Annotated in this window: 18 protein-coding genes and 2 tRNA genes; 9 read left to right on the top strand and 11 right to left on the bottom strand. The window is 66.4% G+C overall.

Annotated elements, in window-relative coordinates; genetic code table 11:
- Positions 1-14: 14 nt before the first annotated feature.
- The 4 genes from EPY72_RS19945 to EPY72_RS03615 form a co-directional block, all read right to left on the bottom strand.
- Positions 15-143 carry a hypothetical protein gene (locus EPY72_RS19945; RefSeq protein WP_280177951.1) on the bottom strand — a complete coding sequence of 43 codons (129 nt, stop codon included), beginning with the start codon at positions 141-143 and terminating at the stop codon, positions 15-17.
- Between the two features lie 259 nt (positions 144-402).
- Positions 403-577: transfer RNA gene (locus EPY72_RS19205), tRNA-Trp, on the bottom strand.
- A gap of 44 nt (positions 578-621) precedes the next feature.
- Positions 622-849, bottom strand: coding sequence for a DUF5795 family protein (locus EPY72_RS03610; protein WP_135805593.1), 228 nt, complete (start codon positions 847-849; stop codon positions 622-624).
- A gap of 44 nt (positions 850-893) precedes the next feature.
- Complete coding sequence (locus EPY72_RS03615) at positions 894-1,814, bottom strand: DUF5794 domain-containing protein (RefSeq protein ID WP_134670407.1); 921 nt, start codon at positions 1,812-1,814, stop codon at positions 894-896.
- 462 nt (positions 1,815-2,276) lie between these two features.
- Here EPY72_RS03615 and guaB point away from each other — a divergent pair, with 462 nt between their 5' ends.
- From guaB to EPY72_RS03630, 3 genes are all read left to right on the top strand, one after another.
- Positions 2,277-3,770, top strand: a complete 1,494-nt coding sequence (gene guaB, locus EPY72_RS03620) for an IMP dehydrogenase (protein ID WP_134670405.1) — start codon at positions 2,277-2,279, stop codon at positions 3,768-3,770.
- An 88-nt stretch (positions 3,771-3,858) separates the two neighbouring features.
- The gene (locus tag EPY72_RS03625) at positions 3,859-4,299 is read left to right on the top strand and encodes an AAA family ATPase (protein WP_135805594.1); all 441 of its coding nucleotides are present in this window, start codon (positions 3,859-3,861) and stop codon (positions 4,297-4,299) included.
- Positions 4,300-4,377: 78 nt separating this feature from the next.
- Positions 4,378-6,042, top strand: a complete 1,665-nt coding sequence (locus EPY72_RS03630; RefSeq protein WP_135805595.1) for a histidine kinase N-terminal 7TM domain-containing protein — start codon at positions 4,378-4,380, stop codon at positions 6,040-6,042.
- Positions 6,043-6,065: 23 nt separating this feature from the next.
- On the opposite strand, the gene EPY72_RS03635 is transcribed toward EPY72_RS03630, so the two are convergent.
- On the bottom strand, positions 6,066-6,257 hold the full coding sequence (locus EPY72_RS03635; RefSeq protein WP_135805596.1) for a helix-turn-helix domain-containing protein: 192 nt from the start codon (positions 6,255-6,257) through the stop codon (positions 6,066-6,068).
- A gap of 319 nt (positions 6,258-6,576) precedes the next feature.
- On the opposite strand from EPY72_RS03635, the gene EPY72_RS03640 reads away from it, so the two are divergent.
- Positions 6,577-10,077, top strand: coding sequence for a tetratricopeptide repeat protein (locus EPY72_RS03640; RefSeq protein WP_135805597.1), 3,501 nt, complete (start codon positions 6,577-6,579; stop codon positions 10,075-10,077).
- A gap of 7 nt (positions 10,078-10,084) precedes the next feature.
- Here EPY72_RS03640 and EPY72_RS03645 read toward each other — a convergent pair whose 3' ends face one another.
- Together EPY72_RS03645 and EPY72_RS03650 are read right to left on the bottom strand one after the other, a co-directional pair.
- Positions 10,085-11,008, bottom strand: coding sequence for a hypothetical protein (locus tag EPY72_RS03645; RefSeq protein WP_135805598.1), 924 nt, complete (start codon positions 11,006-11,008; stop codon positions 10,085-10,087).
- 648 nt (positions 11,009-11,656) lie between these two features.
- Positions 11,657-11,730: transfer RNA gene (locus tag EPY72_RS03650), tRNA-Lys, on the bottom strand.
- A gap of 220 nt (positions 11,731-11,950) precedes the next feature.
- On the opposite strand from EPY72_RS03650, the gene EPY72_RS03655 reads away from it, so the two are divergent.
- On the top strand, positions 11,951-13,402 hold the full coding sequence (locus tag EPY72_RS03655; protein ID WP_134670391.1) for a DHH family phosphoesterase: 1,452 nt from the start codon (positions 11,951-11,953) through the stop codon (positions 13,400-13,402).
- 20 nt (positions 13,403-13,422) lie between these two features.
- On the opposite strand, the gene EPY72_RS03660 is transcribed toward EPY72_RS03655, so the two are convergent.
- From EPY72_RS03660 to EPY72_RS03675, 4 genes are all read right to left on the bottom strand, one after another.
- Positions 13,423-14,235: a creatininase family protein gene (locus EPY72_RS03660; RefSeq protein WP_244605513.1), complete on the bottom strand. Its 813-nt coding sequence runs from the start codon at positions 14,233-14,235 to the stop codon at positions 13,423-13,425.
- Positions 14,236-14,303: 68 nt separating this feature from the next.
- Positions 14,304-15,380, bottom strand: a complete 1,077-nt coding sequence (locus EPY72_RS03665; RefSeq protein ID WP_244605514.1) for a phosphotransferase family protein — start codon at positions 15,378-15,380, stop codon at positions 14,304-14,306.
- 86 nt (positions 15,381-15,466) lie between these two features.
- Positions 15,467-15,760 carry a PRC-barrel domain-containing protein gene (locus EPY72_RS03670; protein ID WP_134670388.1) on the bottom strand — a complete coding sequence of 98 codons (294 nt, stop codon included), beginning with the start codon at positions 15,758-15,760 and terminating at the stop codon, positions 15,467-15,469.
- Between the two features lie 65 nt (positions 15,761-15,825).
- A complete protein-coding gene (locus EPY72_RS03675) occupies positions 15,826-16,953 on the bottom strand; it encodes a pyridoxal phosphate-dependent aminotransferase (RefSeq protein ID WP_134670386.1) in 1,128 nt (375 codons plus the stop codon).
- Positions 16,954-17,081: 128 nt separating this feature from the next.
- Between EPY72_RS03675 and EPY72_RS03680 the strand changes: the two genes are divergently transcribed.
- The 4 genes from EPY72_RS03680 to EPY72_RS03695 all read left to right on the top strand — a co-directional run bounded on the left by EPY72_RS03680 (position 17,082) and on the right by EPY72_RS03695 (position 19,529).
- Positions 17,082-17,750, top strand: a complete 669-nt coding sequence (locus tag EPY72_RS03680) for a hypothetical protein (RefSeq protein WP_135805599.1) — start codon at positions 17,082-17,084, stop codon at positions 17,748-17,750.
- 80 nt (positions 17,751-17,830) lie between these two features.
- Positions 17,831-18,232 carry a thioredoxin family protein gene (locus EPY72_RS03685; RefSeq protein ID WP_135805600.1) on the top strand — a complete coding sequence of 134 codons (402 nt, stop codon included), beginning with the start codon at positions 17,831-17,833 and terminating at the stop codon, positions 18,230-18,232.
- Positions 18,233-18,309: 77 nt separating this feature from the next.
- On the top strand, positions 18,310-18,756 hold the full coding sequence (locus EPY72_RS03690; protein WP_135805601.1) for a DUF7552 domain-containing protein: 447 nt from the start codon (positions 18,310-18,312) through the stop codon (positions 18,754-18,756).
- Positions 18,753-19,529 (top strand): DUF7260 family protein, encoded by a 777-nt coding sequence (locus EPY72_RS03695; protein WP_135805602.1) that lies wholly within the window; start codon positions 18,753-18,755, stop codon positions 19,527-19,529. The genes EPY72_RS03690 and EPY72_RS03695 overlap by 4 nt, the downstream gene beginning before the upstream one ends.
- Positions 19,530-19,575: the final 46 nt, after the last annotated feature.

Here is a 19,575-nt window from a genome sequence, read left to right on the forward strand (position 1 = left end):
GTCTCGAACGCCGCCTACTCCTCCAGCACGATCTGCTCGCGCGGCATCGTCTCGCCGGACTTCTGATCGTAGATCTCCCAGAACTCGGAATCGTCATCCAACTGGTTTGCACAGGCTCGACACCCCATGTGGTTGTTCGTCATCTCCCACGGTGTGTGGCCGTTTGGCGTAGATATCGCGGGCCGGGCAACTCGGGAGGTGATCCTGAATTCCCTGCTGGTCGCGAATCTGAGTGCCACAGAGCGCGCATTCGTGGTGATGACTGTGGTTTTCCCGCTCTCGTAGTGGCGGTACTCGATCACGCCGACCACCCCGAAGATGACCCGAGAACGACAGCTACGACTCTTACGGGTTTACGTCGCTTGGTGACACCAGAAACCTTCGCAACGCTTAATTTCAGAATGGGGTCGGAGGGATTTGAACCCCCGATCGACTGATATCTCCGGTGCGCCTCGGAACTCCAGAGGGTCGTCAACGCGGTCGATGATCAGTCGACCGCTCGGTATATCAGCTGGAGTTTCGTCCCGGGCGCGTAGCCTCTGGAGTCAGTCGCCATCCCTGACTTGGCCACGACCCCGCAGCCATTCGTTGGTCCATCCGCATTAAAGGGGTTTCGATTGCTTACTCGCGGTCGGTGTCCGACCAGTCACAACCCTGACACTTCCACCCGGTGACGAACGCGGTCACGCTGGGCATGTAGCCGACTTCGAGCACGTCGCCGCCACACTCCGGACACTCGCGGTCGGCGGCTTCGATGGCTTCGGCGTCCATTACGTCCTCACCCTCGATCAACTCGGCGAGGGAGTTCGGCGTGACCATCCGGCCCTGCACGACGCGGTTGTCTGGCATACGAGATGCAACTCGGTCCGGCGGGGTAAGCTTTCCCGTCCGGGTCACAGCCACGGTTCGCGGGTGTCGTCGGCCTCGCCGGGGTAGCCGTAGGAGGGCTCGTCGGACGGCGAGTCGCCCGCGCCGTCGGTCGCGAGCGCGCCGGCGCCACCGCCGGCCACCCCGGAGTCGTCGGTCGCCCCCGCCGCTTCGGTCTCGGTGACCGTCCCGTCGACGACGTCGTCGGTGTCATCGTCCTCGCTGGCATCGCCCGGGTCGAACGCGAGCAGCGTGGTGACTCCGAGCACTGCCAGCGGGGCGTTGCCGGGCGCGAGGCCGAGCAGGCTCAGCGGTAGCACGCCCAGCGCGACCGCGCTCCCGAACCGGAAGCGGTCGATGTCGACCACGCCGCGGAGCCACGGCGAGGTCAACGCGACCAACAGCGCGAACCCGACCCCGGTCGCGGCCGCGCCCGTAGCCCGGAGGATGAGTCCGTAGTTCACGATCCCCACCTCGAACCCGGACGGTTCGAAGGTCGCGATCATTCCGAGACCGACGATGACGCCGGGTCCGGGCAGATACTCTCCGATGCGGGAACTCGCGGTCTTCGCGGCGATCGCCAGCATGACCAGCGCGGCGAAGCGCTTGAACGTCTCGGTGTCGAGCACGCTCTCGATGGTCGGCGCGAACGCGGCTTCGAGGGCCGCGAGCGCGATGACCCCGACGCCGACCGTCAGGACGATTCCGGCCTGCTCGCGAGGCGTGCCGTCCATCTCGGCGAGGATGACCGCGACCGTGGCGCTCCCGCCGAAGACGAGGAGCCCGACCTGCAGGACGCCGGTGACGGTGTCGACGCCCCCCGCAAGCACCAGCGCCGGGAAGATGCCGTCTAACAGCGGGAGACCCATGACGGTGGCGAGCAGTTTCGTCGCGCCACCTACCTGCCGCTCCAGGCGAAGTGCGACCGGGTGCTGTGAACTACTCATGACCCGCTAGCTGGGGTGGCCGTAACCATCGGCCGAGTGGTGGTCGCGGTATCTGGGGCGGAGGTCTCGGGCGTCAGTCCGCCGTCGTCCCGCGAGAAGGTTCCCTACCAGTGTAAAAATCGACGTGCATGTCCATTTAAATGGAGCGCCGGAGTCGGAACTCGTCTGACCGGCAATGCACGGTGCAGTGGGACTGGCAGAGTCCATACCTCTACCGAATCGCGTTTTGAGCATAAAAGTTGCGTGAGAGTGAACCTCAGGCGAAACAATACTGTAGATTTACCCCCGATCTAATTGAACAATCGAAGTTCCGACCGCATTTATTTCTACGATAATTACTTAGAGTAGAAGTACCCCATGTTTTTCAAAGTCAATCCATATTCATGTACAATCTCGGAGTGAGAACCCGCCGAAGGGACAGCATCTCGCAACGTTTTTGAGTCGGGGGTGCGTTCGGCTTATATGGCGAGAGATTCTCACCCCGAAGGGCAGTACACCGACAAGCTGCGCGTCCCCGAGGCACTGACGTTCGACGACGTGTTACTCCGACCGAAAGAGAGCCGCGTCGAACCTGACGACGCCGACGTGAGCACGAAGGTCTCGACGAACGTCGAGCTCGAAGTGCCGGTCCTCTCGGCGGCGATGGACACGGTGACCCGGAGCGAACTCGCGATCGCGATGGCCCGCCACGGCGGACTCGGCGTGCTCCACCGGAACATGGACGTCGACGAGGTCGTCGCCGAAGTCGAGCGCGTCAAGCGCGCCGACGAGCTCATCATCCGCGACGTCGTGACCGCCAGCCCCGACCAGACCGTCCGGGCGGTCGATCGGATGATGGAGTCCGAGGGTGTCTCCGGCGCCCCCGTCGTCGACGAGGACGACGAGGTGCTGGGGATCATCTCCGGGACGGACATCCGCCCGTATCTGGAGGTCGGCGAGTCCGACGAGGTCCGCGAGGCGATGACCGACGAGGTCATCACCGCCGGCGAGGACGTGACCGCCCGCGAGGCGCTCGAACTGATGTACGAACACAAGATCGAGCGCGTCCCGGTCGTCGACGAGGAAAACCGACTGCTCGGGCTGGTCACGATGCAGGGCATCCTCCAGCGCCGGGAGTACGGCAACGCCGCCCGCGACGAGACGGGTCGGCTCCGGTGTGGCGTCGCCGTCGGCCCGTTCGAGACCGACCGCGCGGTCGCGGTCGACGAGGCCGACGCCGACGTGCTGTTCATCGACTGTGCGCACGCGCACAACCGCAACGTCATCGACGGCGCCCGCGAGATCAAAGCCGAGGTCGAGGCCGACGTGGTCGTCGGCAACATCGGCACCCGCGAGGCCGCCGAGGAGATCGTCGACTTCGCCGACGGGCTCAAGGTCGGGATCGGCCCGGGCTCGATCTGCACGACCCGAGTCGTCTCGGGCGCGGGGATGCCCCAGATCACCGCGGTCGCCGAGGTCGCGGACGTCGCCGCCGGCCGCGACGTGCCGGTGATCGCCGACGGCGGCATCCGGTACTCCGGGGACGCGATCAAGGCGATCGCCGCCGGCGCCGACGCGGTCATGCTCGGCTCGTACTTCGCGGGCACCGACGAGGCGCCGGGGCGAGTCATCACCATCGACGGTAAAAAGTACAAGCAGTACAGGGGCATGGGGTCGGTCGGCGCGATGGCGTCGGGCGACGGCGACCGCTATCTCAAAGACGAGCCCGAGGACGACGACGAGTACGTCCCCGAGGGCGTCGAGGCCGCAAAGCCCTACAAGGGGAGTCTGGAGAGCGAACTCCACCAACTCGTCGGCGGGATGCAGTCCGGGATGGGCTACGTCGGCGCGGCGACGATCCCGGAGTTCAAAGAGCGCTCGGAGTTCGTTCGCGTCTCGGCGGCCGGCCAACAGGAGAGCCACCCCCACGACGTGATGATCACCGACGAGGCGCCCAACTACAGCCCGGGCGAGTGAGCGCCCCCCGAGGCGAGGCGATCTGAGAGCGCGGCTGGCCCCCGTCGAGTAGAGAAGCGTTTTCGGCGTCGGACCCCTCGGTTCGTCCGTGATCCTCATCGTCTGCGGGCCGCCGGGCGCGGGCAAGACCACGATCGCGACCGGACTGTTCGACCGACTCGACGACGGCGACTTCGAACTGGTCCACTCCGAGGACTTCTCGCGGAACACCTACGATCGGCTGTACGATCGGGTGAGCGCCCATCAGAGCGCCGACTGGCTCCTCGACGGCACCTTCTACGACCGGGCGACACGCGAGCGGTTCCGAACCCTCCCCGACGCCCATCTGGTATCGGTCGCGGCGAGTCTGGAGACTTGCCTGAAGCGAAACCGAAACCGCGAGGACTCGATCGATCGCTGGGGCGTCCACGCGATGCATGCCGACTTCGAGGTGCCCCGCGACCCGGATCTGACACTCGACACCGAGCGACGGTCGGTCGAGGACGCGATCGACGCGCTGGCGCGGTACGTCCGGCGGACCCGGTCGTGAGACCGACCGCACCCGTCGGTCGAAACACTCTCCGCCGTACGATAATTTAAGTATGCTTAGTCCTAAGACCGTCGACAGATGGCGATTTCGAATATCTCGGGGCCCCTTCTCGTCTACGCGCTCGCGTTCGGAACTGCCGCGGTAGCGTGCGGGGTGAGCGTCCTGCGCGCCCGCAAGGTCGAAGACCCCGAGACGAGGCGAGGGCTCACCTGGCTGTTCGCCACTACCGGCGGCTGGGCGGCGTTTCAGGTCGGAACTCTCGTCGCGCCGACGCCGGACCTGATGTATCTCTCCTATCTCCTGAGCCTCACCGTCGGTCTCGCGACGGTCGGGGGATGGCTGTACTTCTGTTCGGCGTACACCGACCGGATGTTCCACCGCAAGTCCGCGTACCGACGCGGCGCGCTCGCGGCGTATCTCTCGATCGTGGCGGTGAAAGCGACCAACCCGATCCACCAACTCTACTTCACTACCGAAGTCGTCGACGCTCCGTTCACCCACCTCGCGGTGTCTCACGGCACTCTCCACTGGATCGTCTCCGGACTGTCGTACGCGCTGGTCGCGGTCGGGTTCTTCATGCTGCTGGAGATGTTCCTCGAAGTCGACTACGGCACCCGAGGGCTCGGCGGGGTGGCGGCCCTCACCGGCCTCCCGGTCGTCTTCGACGTCGTCGGGGCCGCGACGCCGATCCTCCTCGACATCAACTACGAGCCGATCGGCGTCGCGGTGTTCGCGATCGGCGTGCTCTACCTCTTCGAGGAGCGATTCCTCGCGATCCAGCTCACCGACGGTGTCGACGACGCGGTCGTCTATCTCGACACCGACGGCCACATCCGGGACTTCAACGGGTCCGCCCTCGAAATATTCCCGGAGCTGTCCGACCACCGCGAGGACCCGATCTCGACCGCGCTTCCGGGGGTCTCGGCGGTGCTCGGCGACGAGGAGCCGATTCTCGAATGCGACAGCGAGGACGGAACCCGGTACTACCTCGTCAGCGACACCGCCTTCTCGCTCGGGCAGGCCGACATCGGCCAGCTCGTCGTGTTCACCGACGTGACCGAGACCGAGCGCCAGCGCCGGGAGCTCGACCGCCAGAACGAACAGCTCGAGGGCTTTGCGGCCGCGATCAGACACGAACTGCTCAACACCCTCCAGATCGTCGCGGGACAGGTGTCGATCGCGGGCCGGTCGCTCGACGACGGCGACGTCTCGGCCGCCCGCGAGTCGCTCCGGTCGGCGTCGTCGGCCGGCGACCGGATGGAGAACATCGTCGAGGACCTCTCGGCGCTCGCGAGACACGGTCAGACGGTCGAGCGCACCCAGTGGGTCGATCTCGACGCGGCGGTCTCGACCGCGTGGAACCGCGTCGAGGCCGAGGACCTCTCGCTGTCGGTCGACGGAGAGGGCGAGATCGAGGCCGACGCCGGCCGACTGGCGGCGCTGTTGCGAAACGCGTTCACTTTCGCGGCGCACAACGACGCCGACGAGGTGACGGTCTCGCTCCGCGAGGACGGGTTCGCCGTCACCGACGACGGCGACCCGCCCGGCGACGCCACCGCCGAGGAGTTCATGGAGTACGGCGGCGCGGTCCCCGACTCGGAGGCCGGGATGACCCTGCCGAATCTGAAGACGATCGCGCGGGTCCACGGTTGGAACTCGACGATCGACACCGACTACACCGACGGGGTCCGGATCGTGATCTCGGACGCCTCCGTGTCGCAGGCCGCCCCGCAGGCGGCCTGACCCGCGGACGGGGCCGCGGCGAGTCACTCCGTCTCGGATCCGGCGCTCACCGGCGGCGATACGTGCTCGCCCAACTCCGCCATCACTTTCGCCTCCGCGCGGGTCAGGTGTTCCCACGCGGTCGTCGGCGCGATTCCCACGTCGTCGGCGATGTTCTCGATGGTGGTCTCGCGTTTGTGCTGGTAGTAGCCCGACCCGATGGCGGTCGCAAGCACCTCGCGCTGGCGGTATTTGAAACCCGGCGTCGAACTGTTCGGCGTCCGCGATAGCCTTGGTGGTTGCTCGGTCTCTCGTCAGGTACGACGTTCCGGGTCCCTCGACGCGACGGCCGTCATCCGCCTGTCCAACTGCTCGGGCGATGAAAGGCCGGCTGTTGTGTAGGTGATCGGTCCTGGTGATTTCAGTCGTGGGTAGCTCCGTTCACGACGAGAAGATTTGTCGGAGACAGCCTACCTTCACTCCCCGACACACTGTGTCAGGAGTTCGGCCGCTTCCGTCGATTTCTTACTACGGGGATCGAGAAATAGGAGTCAAATGGTAGCGGATGCGGCCGATCTCGACGATGTTCTCGATCGGGTTGCACAGCGGATCGAATTTCTCGACCTGCTCTCTGACGGCGAATGGATGACGAACGAGATCGTCGAGGAACTTCCCCATTCGCGGTCGACAGTATCGCGAGCCCTTCGTCAGTTGCAGGAGACGGATCTGATAGAGAAACGAGCGAACGGCTACACCGTTACCCAACACGGTGGGCTCCTGACCGAGCAGTACCGGGACTACGAGTCTGAAGCGCGATCGATACTCGGTGCCCGGCATCTGCTCGAATCGCTTCCGGACGAGGAGGTGGTCGCCAGAGAGTTCGTTGCGAACGCCCGAACGATCGGGTCTGGGGAGTCGCCGCCGTTTCGACCACTCGAAGTCATCTCGAACCAGATGACTACCGCCCAACGCGTCCACGCCTATCTCCCGACGCTCTCGGGCACGCACTTTCTCCGCGTCTTCCGGCGTCTCGTAGTAGAGGAACGCGGATCACTCAACCTGTTTGTCTCGCCCGAACTCGGCGAGTCGTTGGGATCGCACTATCCCGGAATACTCGGCGAACTTGCCAACGAGGGAGACTTCCAAGTACAGTTCGTCGACGGCCCTTCTTACGGGATCGTCGTTTCCACGGCTGCAGAAAAGCGCGAAGCCACCGTTACCGTGTATTCCGAGGCGGGCGCGATGCAGGGTGGTCTAGCAACGGAGGACGACTCGGGCGTCGAGTGGGCGCTCGAACGAGTTCGGGAGCTTGAATCCGCTGCTACTGACCGAACAGAGGATTTCGAAGCGAGTTCGACGAGCGAGGAGTCGCGTCTGTCGCCGTTAGCGGACGAGTCCCCGCACACGGGAGCGACGTCGAGGACGTTCCCTCTCGAGCTTCGCGAGGGGGGCTTCGAGTTACTCTCGGAGGCCGACTTCGAATCGGACGGACTTCCCCCAGACACCGCACTTCGGGTCGGTCTCTCCTTTGGGGAGATAGACGAAGGGCTGGCCGTCGATCGGACGATCGAGGCCGACGACGGCGAAGAACGCTCTCTGACGAGCGCGCTCGTCGATCAGTTACGCGAAGGAACGGATACCGTCCTCCTCGGGCCACCGGGTTCGGGGAAGAGCACCGTGTGCAAGATGGTCGCTCACGAGTGGTACGCCCGTGACCGTGGCCCAGTCGTGTATCGAGAAGCCGACCACGGTCGATCCTTCGAGTCGGTCGCCGTACTCGAAGATTATCTACAGCGTTCCGACGGCCACACGTTGGTGGTCGTCGAGGACGCGCTCCGTCTGGAGTCCCGTCGGATTCTCTCCGTCGTCGAGACGTTCAAAAACGACGGAGACGTAACGTTCCTGCTCGACTCCCGACAGCGAGAGTGGGACGATCCAACAGAGCCGCTCAGAGACGCGCGATTGAACTCCGTCCGTCGGCAGGTGCTCTCGCAGGTGTCGATGCCCGAACTCACGGAGAGTGAAGCCCAGAGCCTCGTCGATACGGCTGCCCAGGCGACCGACGGAACGATGGACTTGGACGGCAGGGCGATCGTACGACGCGTCCACGACGCCAACCGTACGGACGATGAGGTAACGCCGGGGGAGATGTTTCTGGCGCAGCAGTTCTTGGTGACCAGACTCGACTCGATGGCGCCGTACGAGACGTCGACGGCAACCACTTTCGAAGAAGACGTGCTGTACTGGTACGACCGGTTCGTCAACGCCGAGTCGGACTGCCTCGGCGATCTCGCTCTTCTCGTTAACATCTTCAACGCGGCAGGCCTTCCCATCGCGCCGGAACTCCTCTACAGTCTGTCGGTCCACTACGATACGGAGGCAGTTTCACGAGGTCTCGAAAAGCTAGAGGGGACGCTCCTGTTCGAATCGACGAACAGGCGGTTCGGGCTCGAATATCGGACGAACAGCGAGATCTGGTCTGCCCGCTTTCTCGAACAGTTCGTCCGTTCGGATCCCGACCCATCCGCTCGATTCGAACGATGCATCCAGCCGGTCGTATCGCTCGTGGACGAGCGAGAACGCCGAGACCGTGTTTCGAAGCACCTCGACCACAGCGCCCCGCATCTCAGCCAAATTAAATACCATCCCGGAACGTGGAGTGAGGAGTTCCTCACGCGTCTCTTCCAGGTCGGGCTGACCCACTACCAGCTCGCTCCGATGTTCGGCACCAGTACTGATGCCGAACTGGAACTCCCGTCAGAGTGCTCCGACGTGATGGCCGCTCGAATATCGAGTTGGCGGGCCCGGATGTATCGCGTTCACGGGATGTACGACGAGGCGCTCGCAGAATACGAGATGCTCGAAAGGCGCCTGGATTCGCTGACCGAACTCCGGTCGAACGAAGTCAAGCGACTGCGGTGTGACTGCTTATCCGGGAGGGCATCGGTCCGGAGCGATCAGGGAAAACTGGACGAAGCCGCTGAATTCGCTGAAGAAGCTATCCGCGCCGTAGAGCGAGGCGGACTCGACGACCGGGAACCATCTGCTCGACTGGACTACGCCCATATTGCGTACAAACGGGCTGATTTCGATGCGGCGCTGGATCGGTACGAGACCTGTATCGAAGCGGCGGAACGCGTCGGAGACAAAAGGGCACGCGCGCGTGCTTTGACTGCATCCGGGGCGATTCTCTCGGAACGCGGGAAGTACGATCGGGCAAACCAACGATACAAACAGGCGCTCGGCCTCTCCCGCGAAATCAACGACCGTCGAAACGAGGCCAATACACTGGGAAATATGGGTGTAATGGCTCGAGACAGAAACGAACTCGAGCGAGCGCTCGATCGGTTCAGGGAGAAGCTACGGTTGGCCAGAGAGGTAGGGGAACGACACACCGAAGCCAACGCACTGTGGAACATCGCGAGTGTCGAATCCGAGCGCGGAAATCTCGAAACGGCGGTCGACCACGCGGCGAAGGCCCTCGAGCTGAGTCGAGAGGTAGATGTTCGACGGGTCGTCACCGAATCGCTCCATCTATTCGGAGAGATCGAGCGCCAGCGCGGGAATCTGGAGCAAAGCCGCCAGTACGCCGAGGACAGTCTGGACGCGTTCGAAGCAAGCGGTTACAAATACGGGGTGGCGGCTGCCTATCGAAACCTTGCCCGCGTCGAACTGGCGGCAGAGCACCACCACGCCGCACAGGAGCATGTCGAAGCGGCACGAACGTTGGCCGAAGAGATGGAAACAGAGGCCGGCCTCGCCGCCTGTGACGAGATCGAAGCACGGATCGCCTATCAAGAGGGACGACTCGAAACCGCGGCGGAACTCGCACAGGCGGGGCTGGAAACCTATCGTTCGACCGGTCGCAAGAAGGGCGCCGCTGAGACGCTCCGTGTCCTGTCGCTCGTAGCATTCGCACGAGGCGACTCGGACCGCGGTCGGTCGCGCCTCGACGAGGCGGCGGAACTCGCTCGCGAAGCCGGGGTCCAGCGTACGATCGATCGGGTCGAACGAACCCGTTCCCGGTACCGCACTGCGAAAAAAGAACAAATTTAGCCCGTTACTACGCGGAGAACTCCGCCGGGACGTAGGTGGTAGTGTTGAATCCGCCCAGATCGAGGAGCCCGCCGTCGTAGGTGGCGGTCACGGTGAACTCGAACGTCTCACCGGTGTCGTCCTCGACGACGAGCGGGACGTCGACGTCGTCCCCATCGGCGTATCCATCGGGGAACTCGCCCATCGAGCGGACGGATTCGGGCCACGCGTCACGCTCGCCGCCGGTCGTCTTGAACTTCAGATGCTTGTAGGTCGGCACGTACGGAACCACCTCGACGGAGCCGCCGGCGGGCACCAGAACGGGTTCGTTCGGCTCGTCGAGACTCCTGCGTTTTTCGGCCGTGACTGCCTGCGGGACACCGTCCGTGAGAAACACGGTCGTCCCGTCGTAATTGTAGCGCCACGAGCCGAGGATCAGCGGGGCGTCGCCCGTGTTCTCGATGGTGACGAGCGCGGTGCCGAACTCGTCGGTGTACTCCTTGGCGACCTCCGCAGTGGCCTCGCGGTCGTTCTTCATGGCTCGCGTGCGGAGCCGGGAAACCTCTGGCTGGGCGGAGAACGACGCGGTTGTCGAGTCGATCTCGTTGTCTTCCTCGTCGACGGCGACCAACTCGAATTCGTCCCCGTGTAGTGTCCGGTCGGCCGTCCAGACAGCCGCCTCAGAGACGCCCGTCGAAAATTCTGCGCTACCGACCTGCTCTCCGCTCTGGATAGCGTTGATCCTCGCGACCGAACTATCGGAGACGGAGACCTTCAGCTCACGGCCGTCGAACGCGAGTTCCTCGAAGACGCTTCCAGACGGGGTATCGGGCGAGTCTTCGACAGTTTCCTCGTCTTCTCGGTCGTCCGACGAGGCGGTGTCCGGTTCCGTCTGATTACTACCGGTGCATCCGGCCAGACCGACAGTGAGACCAGCCGTCGCTGTGAGCACTCTACGCCGGCTCAGATTTGGAGAGGCGGTTCCATGTTCGCTCCCGGAATCGGCGGTAGATTCTCTTTGCATCGGTCGTCAGTACCGGGGCCATCTGCCTGTACTCACCGAGTGAAATACTGTGTCACCGTCTGGGATACCCTCGGTCGTTGTACGGAGACGACAGCAACGCCGACCGCGGCGGGGCGACACGCCTCGCCAACGTCCGCGAGCACGTCGTCGGAGAGTACGGCGACGACCAGCGCGCGGCGGCCCGATACTAGTGCGGGGCGACGTGGACCGCGCTGTCGATTCCGAGACGGACGCCGAGCAAATCAAGACCCTCGACGGAAGTCGAGGCAAGTCGTCGGTGGACTCGTCCGGGGCCGGCTTTTAACGACTCCGAGGGCGACACTGGACTCGTCGCGGGAGCTCCGTTCTTCGACAGTACGCACTCACATCACGGAGACCCGACGGGAGTGACAAGGAATGGGACGCCGTAAGCAGAGTTTTGAGGCGCCTCGAAGAAGTACGGGCCGGGCGCGATTATGAACTACGCCGAGACATTCCTGCTCGCTCGTTTCACTCGCTGCGCGGGCTGTGACTCGTCTAGTTCAAATCTCGCCGGATCCGATGCTCACCGCTCGCGGATTTGCTCGCGGCGAGAAGCGGGCCGGGCGCGATTTGAACACGCGACCGTCTGATTAAGAGTCAGACGCTCTGCCTAACTGAGCTACCGGCCCAACGCATTCACGACTTGCCGCGTCGGACGTAAATACGTTTCCGTTTTCTCGGCCTGTTACCCCTTTCGATTCGAACCGAAACTCCGCGACGGAGACGCTACGAATCGGTACCGGCGGCCCTTTCATTACCAAGAATTGGATCGTAAATAGGTGGCCGATACGTCGCTCTGCCCTATAGTTCGGGACTGTTAAGTGTGGTCCGAGGCTACCGGTCAGTAACATGAGCGCCGGGATCACTATCTCCTCGATGTCCGATTACGCTATTCTGGGGTGTGGGAGCGTCGGACACGCGGTTGCCGAGGAGCTCGTCGAACAGGGCAAAGACGTTCTCATCATCGACCGCGACGAGGACCGCGTCGAAGCCCTGCGCGATCAGGACCTGAACGCTCGCACCGCCGACATCCGCGAGGACGACATCTACGAAACCATCTCGGACAACGAGGTGGTCTTGATCCTCTCGTCGGACGTCGAGGCCAACAAGGCGGCGGTCCGGAACATCCGGGAGAACGACGGCGACCAGTTCGTGGTAGTCCGGGCCAGCGACCCCGTCTCGGAGGACGAGCTCACCGAACTCGGTGCCGACGTGGTCATCAACCCCTCGACGGTGATCGCCGACTCCGCGCTCCGGGCGCTCGAAACCGGCGAGCTCGAGTACAAGGCCGACCAGCTCGCGTCGGTCATCGAAGACGCCGGCGACCGGCTCGCCATCGTCACCCACGACAACCCCGACCCCGATTCGATCGCGAGCGCGGTCGCGCTCCAGGCGATCGCCGACAGCCTCGGCGTCGGCGCCGACATCCTCTACATCGGCGACATCGGCCACCAGGAGAACCGCGCGTTCGTCAACCTGCTCGGCATCGAGTTGCTCTCGTACGACGAGGTCGACGTCGACGAGTACGACACTATCGCGCTCGTCGACCACGCCAAGGCGACCGAGGCCACCTTCGACCGGCCGGTCGACATCTTCATCGACCACTTCGAGCCCGACGAGGCCTACGAGGCGGAGTTCGTCGACATCCGCCCGAGCGTGAGCGCGACCTCCACCATCCTCACGAAGTACGTTCAGGAGTTCGACATCAACGTCTCCGAGGAGGTCGCGACCGCGCTGTTGTACGGCATCCGCGCCGAGACCCTCGACTTCAAACGCGACACCACCCCGGCCGACCTGACCGCCGCCGCCTTCCTCTACCCGTTCGCGAACCACGACACCCTCGAACAGGTCGAGTCGCCGTCGATGTCCCCAGAGACCCTCGACGTGCTCGCGGAGGCCATCACCAACCGCGAGGTCCAGGGGAGCCACCTCGTGAGCAACGCGGGGTTCATCCGCGATCGGGACGCGCTCACGCAGGCGGCCTCCCACCTGCTGAATCTGGAAGGCATCACGACGACGGCCGTCTTCGGGATCGCCGACGACACCATCTACCTCGCGGCCCGGTCGAAAGACATCCGGATGAACATCGGGAAGGTGCTCCAGGACGCGTTCAGCGAGATCGGCGAGGCCGCCGGTCACTCGACGCAGGCCAGCGTCGAGATTCCGCTGGGCATCTTCACCGGCATCGAGACCACCGACGACAACCGCGACACCCTGCTCGGGCTGACCGAGGAGGCGGTCAAGCGAAAGCTGTTCGACGCGATGGGCGTCGAGAGCGGCGAGGGGAGCAACGGGAGCTAGGGCGGGCGAACCCCCGGCGCTCACTCCCCGGATTCGAGTTCGTCGACCAGTTCGCAGACGCCCGCGACCGCCGCCTCCACGAGCGCCTCGCCCTTCTCCTCGGTGGCGACGGTCGGGTCGCCGATGTTGCCCGCGGGCGTGAGTTCGGCCATGTCCGCCGCGGTGAGCGCCCACCCGACCTCGTTGTCCCCGAGCGCGTCGTAGTCGGTCAGGGCCAGCGATTCCTCGGGCGGTTCGACCGCCTCCGCGGCGTCCATGTCGACCAGCTCGGGAAACAGGTCGAGCATGATGCTCGTCTCGAACTCCGAGGCGTGAAAGGAGACGTCGCCGGTCCGGATCTCCTCGGCGACGTCCCCAAAGAGGTTGACGAGCGGAACGTGGAACGCTTCGACGTCGCGCTCGGTCCGGAGTTCGCGGACCACGACCTCCAGCTCGGGGTCCTGTGCGAGGTAGTGGCCGTTGAGCAACAGGACGTTCTCGATCCCCCAGTCGGCGGCCGACGCACAGACGTCGAAGACGTACCGCTGGAAGGTCTCGGTCGAGACCGTGAACGTCCCGGGCTTGAACGTGTGATGGGGGCTGACGCCGTACCAGATCGGCGGCGCCAGCAGTGCGGGACTGCGCTCGGCGATCAGTTCGCCGATGGCCTCGGGCATGAACACGTCGACGCCGAGGGGCATGTGGGTGCCGTGCTGTTCGGTGCTTCCCACCGGCACCAACAGCGTGGTGGTGCGTTCGAGCGCCGTCTCGATCTCGCGCCAGGTCATCTCGGCGACGCGAGTCGTCTCGGGCGCGCCGTCCTCGTCGGCTTCGGGAGTCGAGTCGCTGGTCATACTGGCGCTTCGGAGTGCTCCGACAAAACTGGCACGGCGATCGGTCGGGGCTCCCGACCACCGCCGACTCACAAATACCGCGAGACGAAGGCCCTGTGTTCGGCCGCGCGCTCGTCGCGTTCGGTCGGGGTGGCGTCCTCGTGCCACAGCGGGAGGCAGGCCATCGCGTCGATCCGGCACGCGAGCCGGTAGGCGTCGATCCGCTCCTCGATGGCCGCGTCGAAGGCCCACCCGTCGCGACGGTCGGCGTAGGCCCGCCGGAAGGCCGCCCGGAGCGCCGCGGTCCGGCGCTCGCCGTCGTCTTCGGGCCTCAGCAAGTGCGATTCCGCCGTCGCGAGGTTGTAGGCCGGATCGCCCGACAGGAGGTTCGCCCAGTCGAGCACCGCCCGGGTCGCGCCCGTCTCGGGATCGACGAGCAGGTTCCCGTAGCGGTAGTCCCAGTGGCAGTAGGTCGGCGCCTCGGGCGCCGGGAGCCCGGAGATTAGCTCACGGACGCGCTCGCGGAGGTCGGGGACGAGGTCCGCAAACCGCCCGGGCTCGTCGGCCCGGTCGGGGTACCACCCGCCGTCGGCGATGCCGTCGAGGGCCTCCTCGCAGTCGTCGACCAGCCACTCGCGGAAGTCGGCGTACCGCGGGTGATCGTCGGCGTCGAGCACGGCGAGTTCGCCGTCCCGGACGCCGACCCGGCCGACCGCCGGCAGGGGGCCGAGGTCGTGGAGTTCGGCGAGATTCCGGCCCGCCTCGCGGACGACTCGCTCGCGGGCGCCGGCCGAGAGCTCTCCCGGTCGCCCTTCGAAGTTGTCGCCGCCGACGTGGTCTGCGAGGTAAAACGGCGCCGGATACTCCCCGTGGCGGTCGCGGTAGCCGACCACCGACGGAACCGGAATCTCGGTCGTCCGCCCGATCAGTTCGAGCAGTCGGGGCTCCGACCGGGCGATCTCCGGCGGGACGAAATCGGCGGTCGTCGCCTTCAGAACGACGAGGCGGGACCCGTCGGGCGATCTGACTCCGAGGGTCGCGACGAAATCGGTGCCGTGGTCGCTCCGGTCGACGGACTCGACGGTCCAGTCAGGATCGATCGCCCGTACCATGCCTCTCACCGCGGCGTCCGACACGTCACCGCCGACGGGTGACTGGCTCGTCATGGGCGCTCTACTCGGCCGGCCGACAGAAACGTTGGGGTGGATTGCGAACTGGTCCCACGGTCGAGCGGACTCCGCTCCGGGCGGGCTCAGACCGCCGCCTCTTGCTCGTCGGCCTCGGGGCGCTGGAGTCGCTCGATGATGTCGTTGATCAGCACCACGTCGCCGACCGCCCGCACCCACCGGTAGGGTATCATCACGCCGTTTCGGCGTCCGACGACGTCCGAGAACAGTTCGCGGTTGAGTTCGCCCACGGCGAGTCCGGTCACGGTGTTGCCGTTCACGTCCAGACGGACGTCTTCGATCTCCCCGACGAAGACGCCGTTGTTGGAGTACACCTCCCGACCGACCAGCGTGGTTATCTCCTGCGGTGTTCCGTCCATGTAGAGACGGATTGTGTGGGTGGGTCTTAACTTTTGGTAGACGGCGGGGCGGACTCGTCGCCGAATCAGGCGGTCGGCAGGTCGTCCAGCGCGGTCCCGAGGGCGTCGAGCCCGGCCCGGACGGCCGCGGGCTCGCCCGCCACGCTGAGTCTGAACCGTTCGTCGACGTCGAAGAACCGCCCCGGGACCACCAGCACCCCCCGATCCCACGCGGCGTCGACGACGGCGTCGCCGTCGGCCGCCGCGTGTTCGAGGAAGGCGTACGAACAGCCGGGTTCGACGGTTCCCGAGAGATCCTCGCGCGCGTCGAGGAACTCGACCAGCGCCTCGCGGTTGGTCCGGACGCGCTCGCGTGCGTCGGCGGCTAGTTCGTCGGCGCTCGCCAGCGCCCGCCGGGCCAACTGCCGACTCGGCTCCGCGACGGCGTGGACGTGGCGGCTCGCCGACCGGGCCGCCTCGACGAACTGCCTGTCGGCGACGAGCCACCCGATCCGCAGTCCGCCGAAGCCGAGGAACTTGGTCAGCGAGTTCGTGACGACCGTGTTCGGCAGGCCGACCGCCGAGGGGCCGCCGAACGGGCCCTCGCCCGCGCGGTCGTCGAACGGGGCGTACACCTCGTCGACCAACAGGGAGACGCCCTCGTCTTCGACGGCCCCCGCGACGTCGGCCAGCGTCTGGCGGTCGGCCCGTCGCCCGCTGGGGTTGTGGCGGTTGGTGGCGACGACCAGCGCGGTGTTCTCGCGGACCGCCGCCCCGACGCGCTCGGCGTCGAGCGGGTAGCCCGCCTCGGCGGGCCGGCGGAACCGATCGACGGTCGCGCCGAACCCCCGTGGCGTCGCGAGCAGGGGCTCGTAGCCGGGTTTCTCGACCAGCACGCGGTGGGCCGACGCGTCCGCCTCCTCGTCGGGCGTCTCGTCGTCGGCGGCGATCCGGAGCGCGGCCGAGGACGCGAGCGCGTTCGCCTGGGTCGCGCCCGCCGTCACGAGCACGTTCTCGGGCTCGACGCCGTACTCGTCGGCCAGCTGGGCTTCGAGACTGCGGTCCGCGGGCGGATCGGGGCGTTCGGTCAGGTCCGCCGGAATCACCGCCGACCGGTCGTCGGGCGTCCGCCGGAGGTCGCTGGAGCCGAGGTCGTGGTCGGCCGCCTCCGGGCGGCCGGCGATCCACTCGATGTACTCGATGTCGGGAAGCACGTCCCGGCTTCGAGGCTCGGGCAGTTCAACGTTCGGGACCGCGCTCGGCGCCGCCGACCGGTGAGATACATTCACGAACGAACCCCTCATAGTAGTCTTTTCCAGCCTCGGGGATCGACCTCGACTCGATGGACGCTCAGACTGAAGGCTACGCCGCCGCGGTCAGTTCCGAAACGGAGACGTACCTCGATCGGGTCGCCGACTGCGCGGGTCGGTTGCCGGGCGCGATCGACGCGTACGGGGTCGACGACGACGCGTTCGCGACTGCGGTCGACGACATCGCGGCCGCGGAGTCCGACTGCGACGACGCGCTCCGGGAACTCCGGAGGCTCCTCTCCGAGCGGTCCCCGCCGAACTACACCGACGTCTACCTCCGGGCCGACGACGTCGCGCGCCTCTACGCCGCGGTCGACGAGATCCCGAACGCCGTCGAGCGCTTCGCGCGCGAACTCCGGGCGATCGCGCCTTCCCTCGGCGGCGCGCGGGCGATCGTCGAGGAGATGGCGTCGCTGGCCGTCGAGGCGACGGAGGCGCTGGCGGCCGCGACCGGCGAGTACGTCGAGAGCCTGCTCGTCGAAGGCGGGACCGCGAGCGTCGGACCCGCCGTCGAGGAGATCCGCGCGCTCGAGAGCGCGGCCGACCGACTCAAGTACGAGGGACTCGCCGCGGCGTTCGACGAGGCGGCGACCCCAGACGCGCTGGTCGTCCGGGAACTCGTGGTCGGCCTCGACGCGGCGATCGACGCGGTCGAAGACGCCGCCGATCAACTGCTCGTGTTGCGAAGCGGCAAGCCCTGATTCGGACCGACCCGTGGGGTCGGACGGTCGCCCGCCGGGACCGTAGAACTAAGTCGGACCGCTCGGAAGCGCCGAGTACAATGGTCGACGGCGACGACGAGGAGCTCGCGGACGTACGAGAGCGCAAGAAGCGCGCGCTGGTCGAAGAGCACGGACTCGGGACGCCGCCCTCGCCCGTCTACGTCGACGGCTCGCAGAACTTCGAGCAGACGGTCGCGGCCCACGACGTCGTGTTGGTCCACTACTACGCCGGTCGGGGCGCGGGCCAGCGCGTCCACCCGATCGTGGAGTCGGTCGCCCGCGAGACGTTCGCGGCGGTGGCGAAGGTCAACGTCGTCCACCACCAGAAGCTCGCGCTCGAACGGGGCGTCGAGGGGACCCCGACCTTCGACGTGTTCGCGGGCGGCGAGCGCGTCCAGCGCGTCGAAGGCGCTCCCGACAAGGCCGAACTGATCGAGATGGTCGGCGAGTACACCGACTGAGCTCCGGCCCGTGGGTTGGGGCCGCACACCGCAACATCTTTTAGGCCGGCCTAATCTAAATTAGGGTAGCCTAAACCATGGCCGAACCACTCGACCGACTCCGCGAACAGATCGACGACCGAGCCGACGAGGACGGGGAGTTCTACGTCGCGTGTGCCGACACCGATCGGCGGCCGACGCCGCTCGCCGGCCGGCGATTTCCCTCGGAGTCGGCCGCTCGCGAGGCCGCCGACCGGGCCGCGACGTATCGCGCGCTCCTCCGGGAGTCCGACCCCGCGCTCCCCGAGTACCGGCTCGCGGTGTACGAGACCCCGCGGGACGCCCCCACGATGGTCTCGACCCGCGAACCCGCCGCCGGACGCCGGTCGAACGGCCTGCCCCGGAGCTCCCGATCGGTCACGCTCTCGGGCGAGCGCGAGCGCGAGTGGCTCCGGATGGAAAACGCCCCGCTGGTCCACGTCCGTCACGACGGCGAACCGCTCGACGACGACGCGGTCGCGCGCCAGCTCGACGCCAAGCTATGACCGTCGAACTCCGCACCCACGCCGCGCGCGACCGGGCGGCCGCCGAGTCCGACCGGATCGAGCGGAAGGTCGCGGCCTTCGAGTCGTTCGAGCGCCGGATCCGAGACGTCTCGGCCGAGGCGGCCGGGCGCGCCGGATCGTCGGCGCCGGCCGGACCGTCGACCGGGGGCGCGCTCGCGGTCGGGACGCCGACGGACGGCGCCGCGACCGACCCCGTCCGCGAGGCGTTCGAGGAGACGGTGTTGGCTCTCGCCGACGCCGACGCCACCGCGGAGGCGATGGCCGACGAGCTCTCACCGGACCTCGCGGCGGCCCTCTCGCCGGCCGGCGCCGGCTTCGCGCCCGGGCTCAAGACCCGGCTCCTCGAACGGGTCGGCGAGCGACAGTCCGAGTGTCGACTGCTCGCCGACGCGGTCGCGGCCGAGCGCGATCGGCTCGGGGCGCTCGGCGACGACCTCGACGACGTGACGGCGTGGCTCGCCGAGGCCGACGAGACTTCCCTCCTCGAACTCGGCTTCGAGGAGCTCCGGGCCCGCCACGATCAGCTCGCGGCCCATCGGGAGACCTGCGACGAGCTCGCCCGCGAGCGCCAGCGGTCGCTCGACGACATCCGGTACGGCGGCGCGATCGGGATCCGCGAGCGCGAGGTACTCGATCTCCTGTACGCCGACTTCCCGGTCGACCATCCGGTGTTGGCCGACATCGCCGCCCTCGACTCGCTGCTCGACGACTGTCAGCGCGCGGTCCGGCGCCACCTCTGTGCGCGGGTCTGAGCCCTCGCTTTCCTGTCGTGTCACCGTCGGTGTCGATGCGGAAACC

It is taken from the genome of Halorussus marinus (assembly GCF_004765795.1).
Lineage (GTDB): Archaea > Halobacteriota > Halobacteria > Halobacteriales > Haladaptataceae > Halorussus > Halorussus marinus.

Coding starts and splice junctions, on each gene's coding strand:
- EPY72_RS19945 (WP_280177951.1), bottom strand. CDS start 143: ATGACGAACAACCACATGGGGTGTCGAGCCTGTGCAAACCAGTTGGAT.
- EPY72_RS03610 (WP_135805593.1), bottom strand. CDS start 849: ATGCCAGACAACCGCGTCGTGCAGGGCCGGATGGTCACGCCGAACTCC.
- EPY72_RS03615 (WP_134670407.1), bottom strand. CDS start 1,814: ATGAGTAGTTCACAGCACCCGGTCGCACTTCGCCTGGAGCGGCAGGTA.
- guaB (WP_134670405.1), top strand. CDS start 2,277: ATGGCGAGAGATTCTCACCCCGAAGGGCAGTACACCGACAAGCTGCGC.
- EPY72_RS03630 (WP_135805595.1), top strand. CDS start 4,378: ATGGCGATTTCGAATATCTCGGGGCCCCTTCTCGTCTACGCGCTCGCG.
- EPY72_RS03640 (WP_135805597.1), top strand. CDS start 6,577: ATGGTAGCGGATGCGGCCGATCTCGACGATGTTCTCGATCGGGTTGCA.
- EPY72_RS03655 (WP_134670391.1), top strand. CDS start 11,951: ATGAGCGCCGGGATCACTATCTCCTCGATGTCCGATTACGCTATTCTG.
- EPY72_RS03660 (WP_244605513.1), bottom strand. CDS start 14,235: ATGACCAGCGACTCGACTCCCGAAGCCGACGAGGACGGCGCGCCCGAG.
- EPY72_RS03665 (WP_244605514.1), bottom strand. CDS start 15,380: ATGACGAGCCAGTCACCCGTCGGCGGTGACGTGTCGGACGCCGCGGTG.
- EPY72_RS03670 (WP_134670388.1), bottom strand. CDS start 15,760: ATGGACGGAACACCGCAGGAGATAACCACGCTGGTCGGTCGGGAGGTG.
- EPY72_RS03680 (WP_135805599.1), top strand. CDS start 17,082: ATGGACGCTCAGACTGAAGGCTACGCCGCCGCGGTCAGTTCCGAAACG.
- EPY72_RS03685 (WP_135805600.1), top strand. CDS start 17,831: ATGGTCGACGGCGACGACGAGGAGCTCGCGGACGTACGAGAGCGCAAG.
- EPY72_RS03690 (WP_135805601.1), top strand. CDS start 18,310: ATGGCCGAACCACTCGACCGACTCCGCGAACAGATCGACGACCGAGCC.
- EPY72_RS03695 (WP_135805602.1), top strand. CDS start 18,753: ATGACCGTCGAACTCCGCACCCACGCCGCGCGCGACCGGGCGGCCGCC.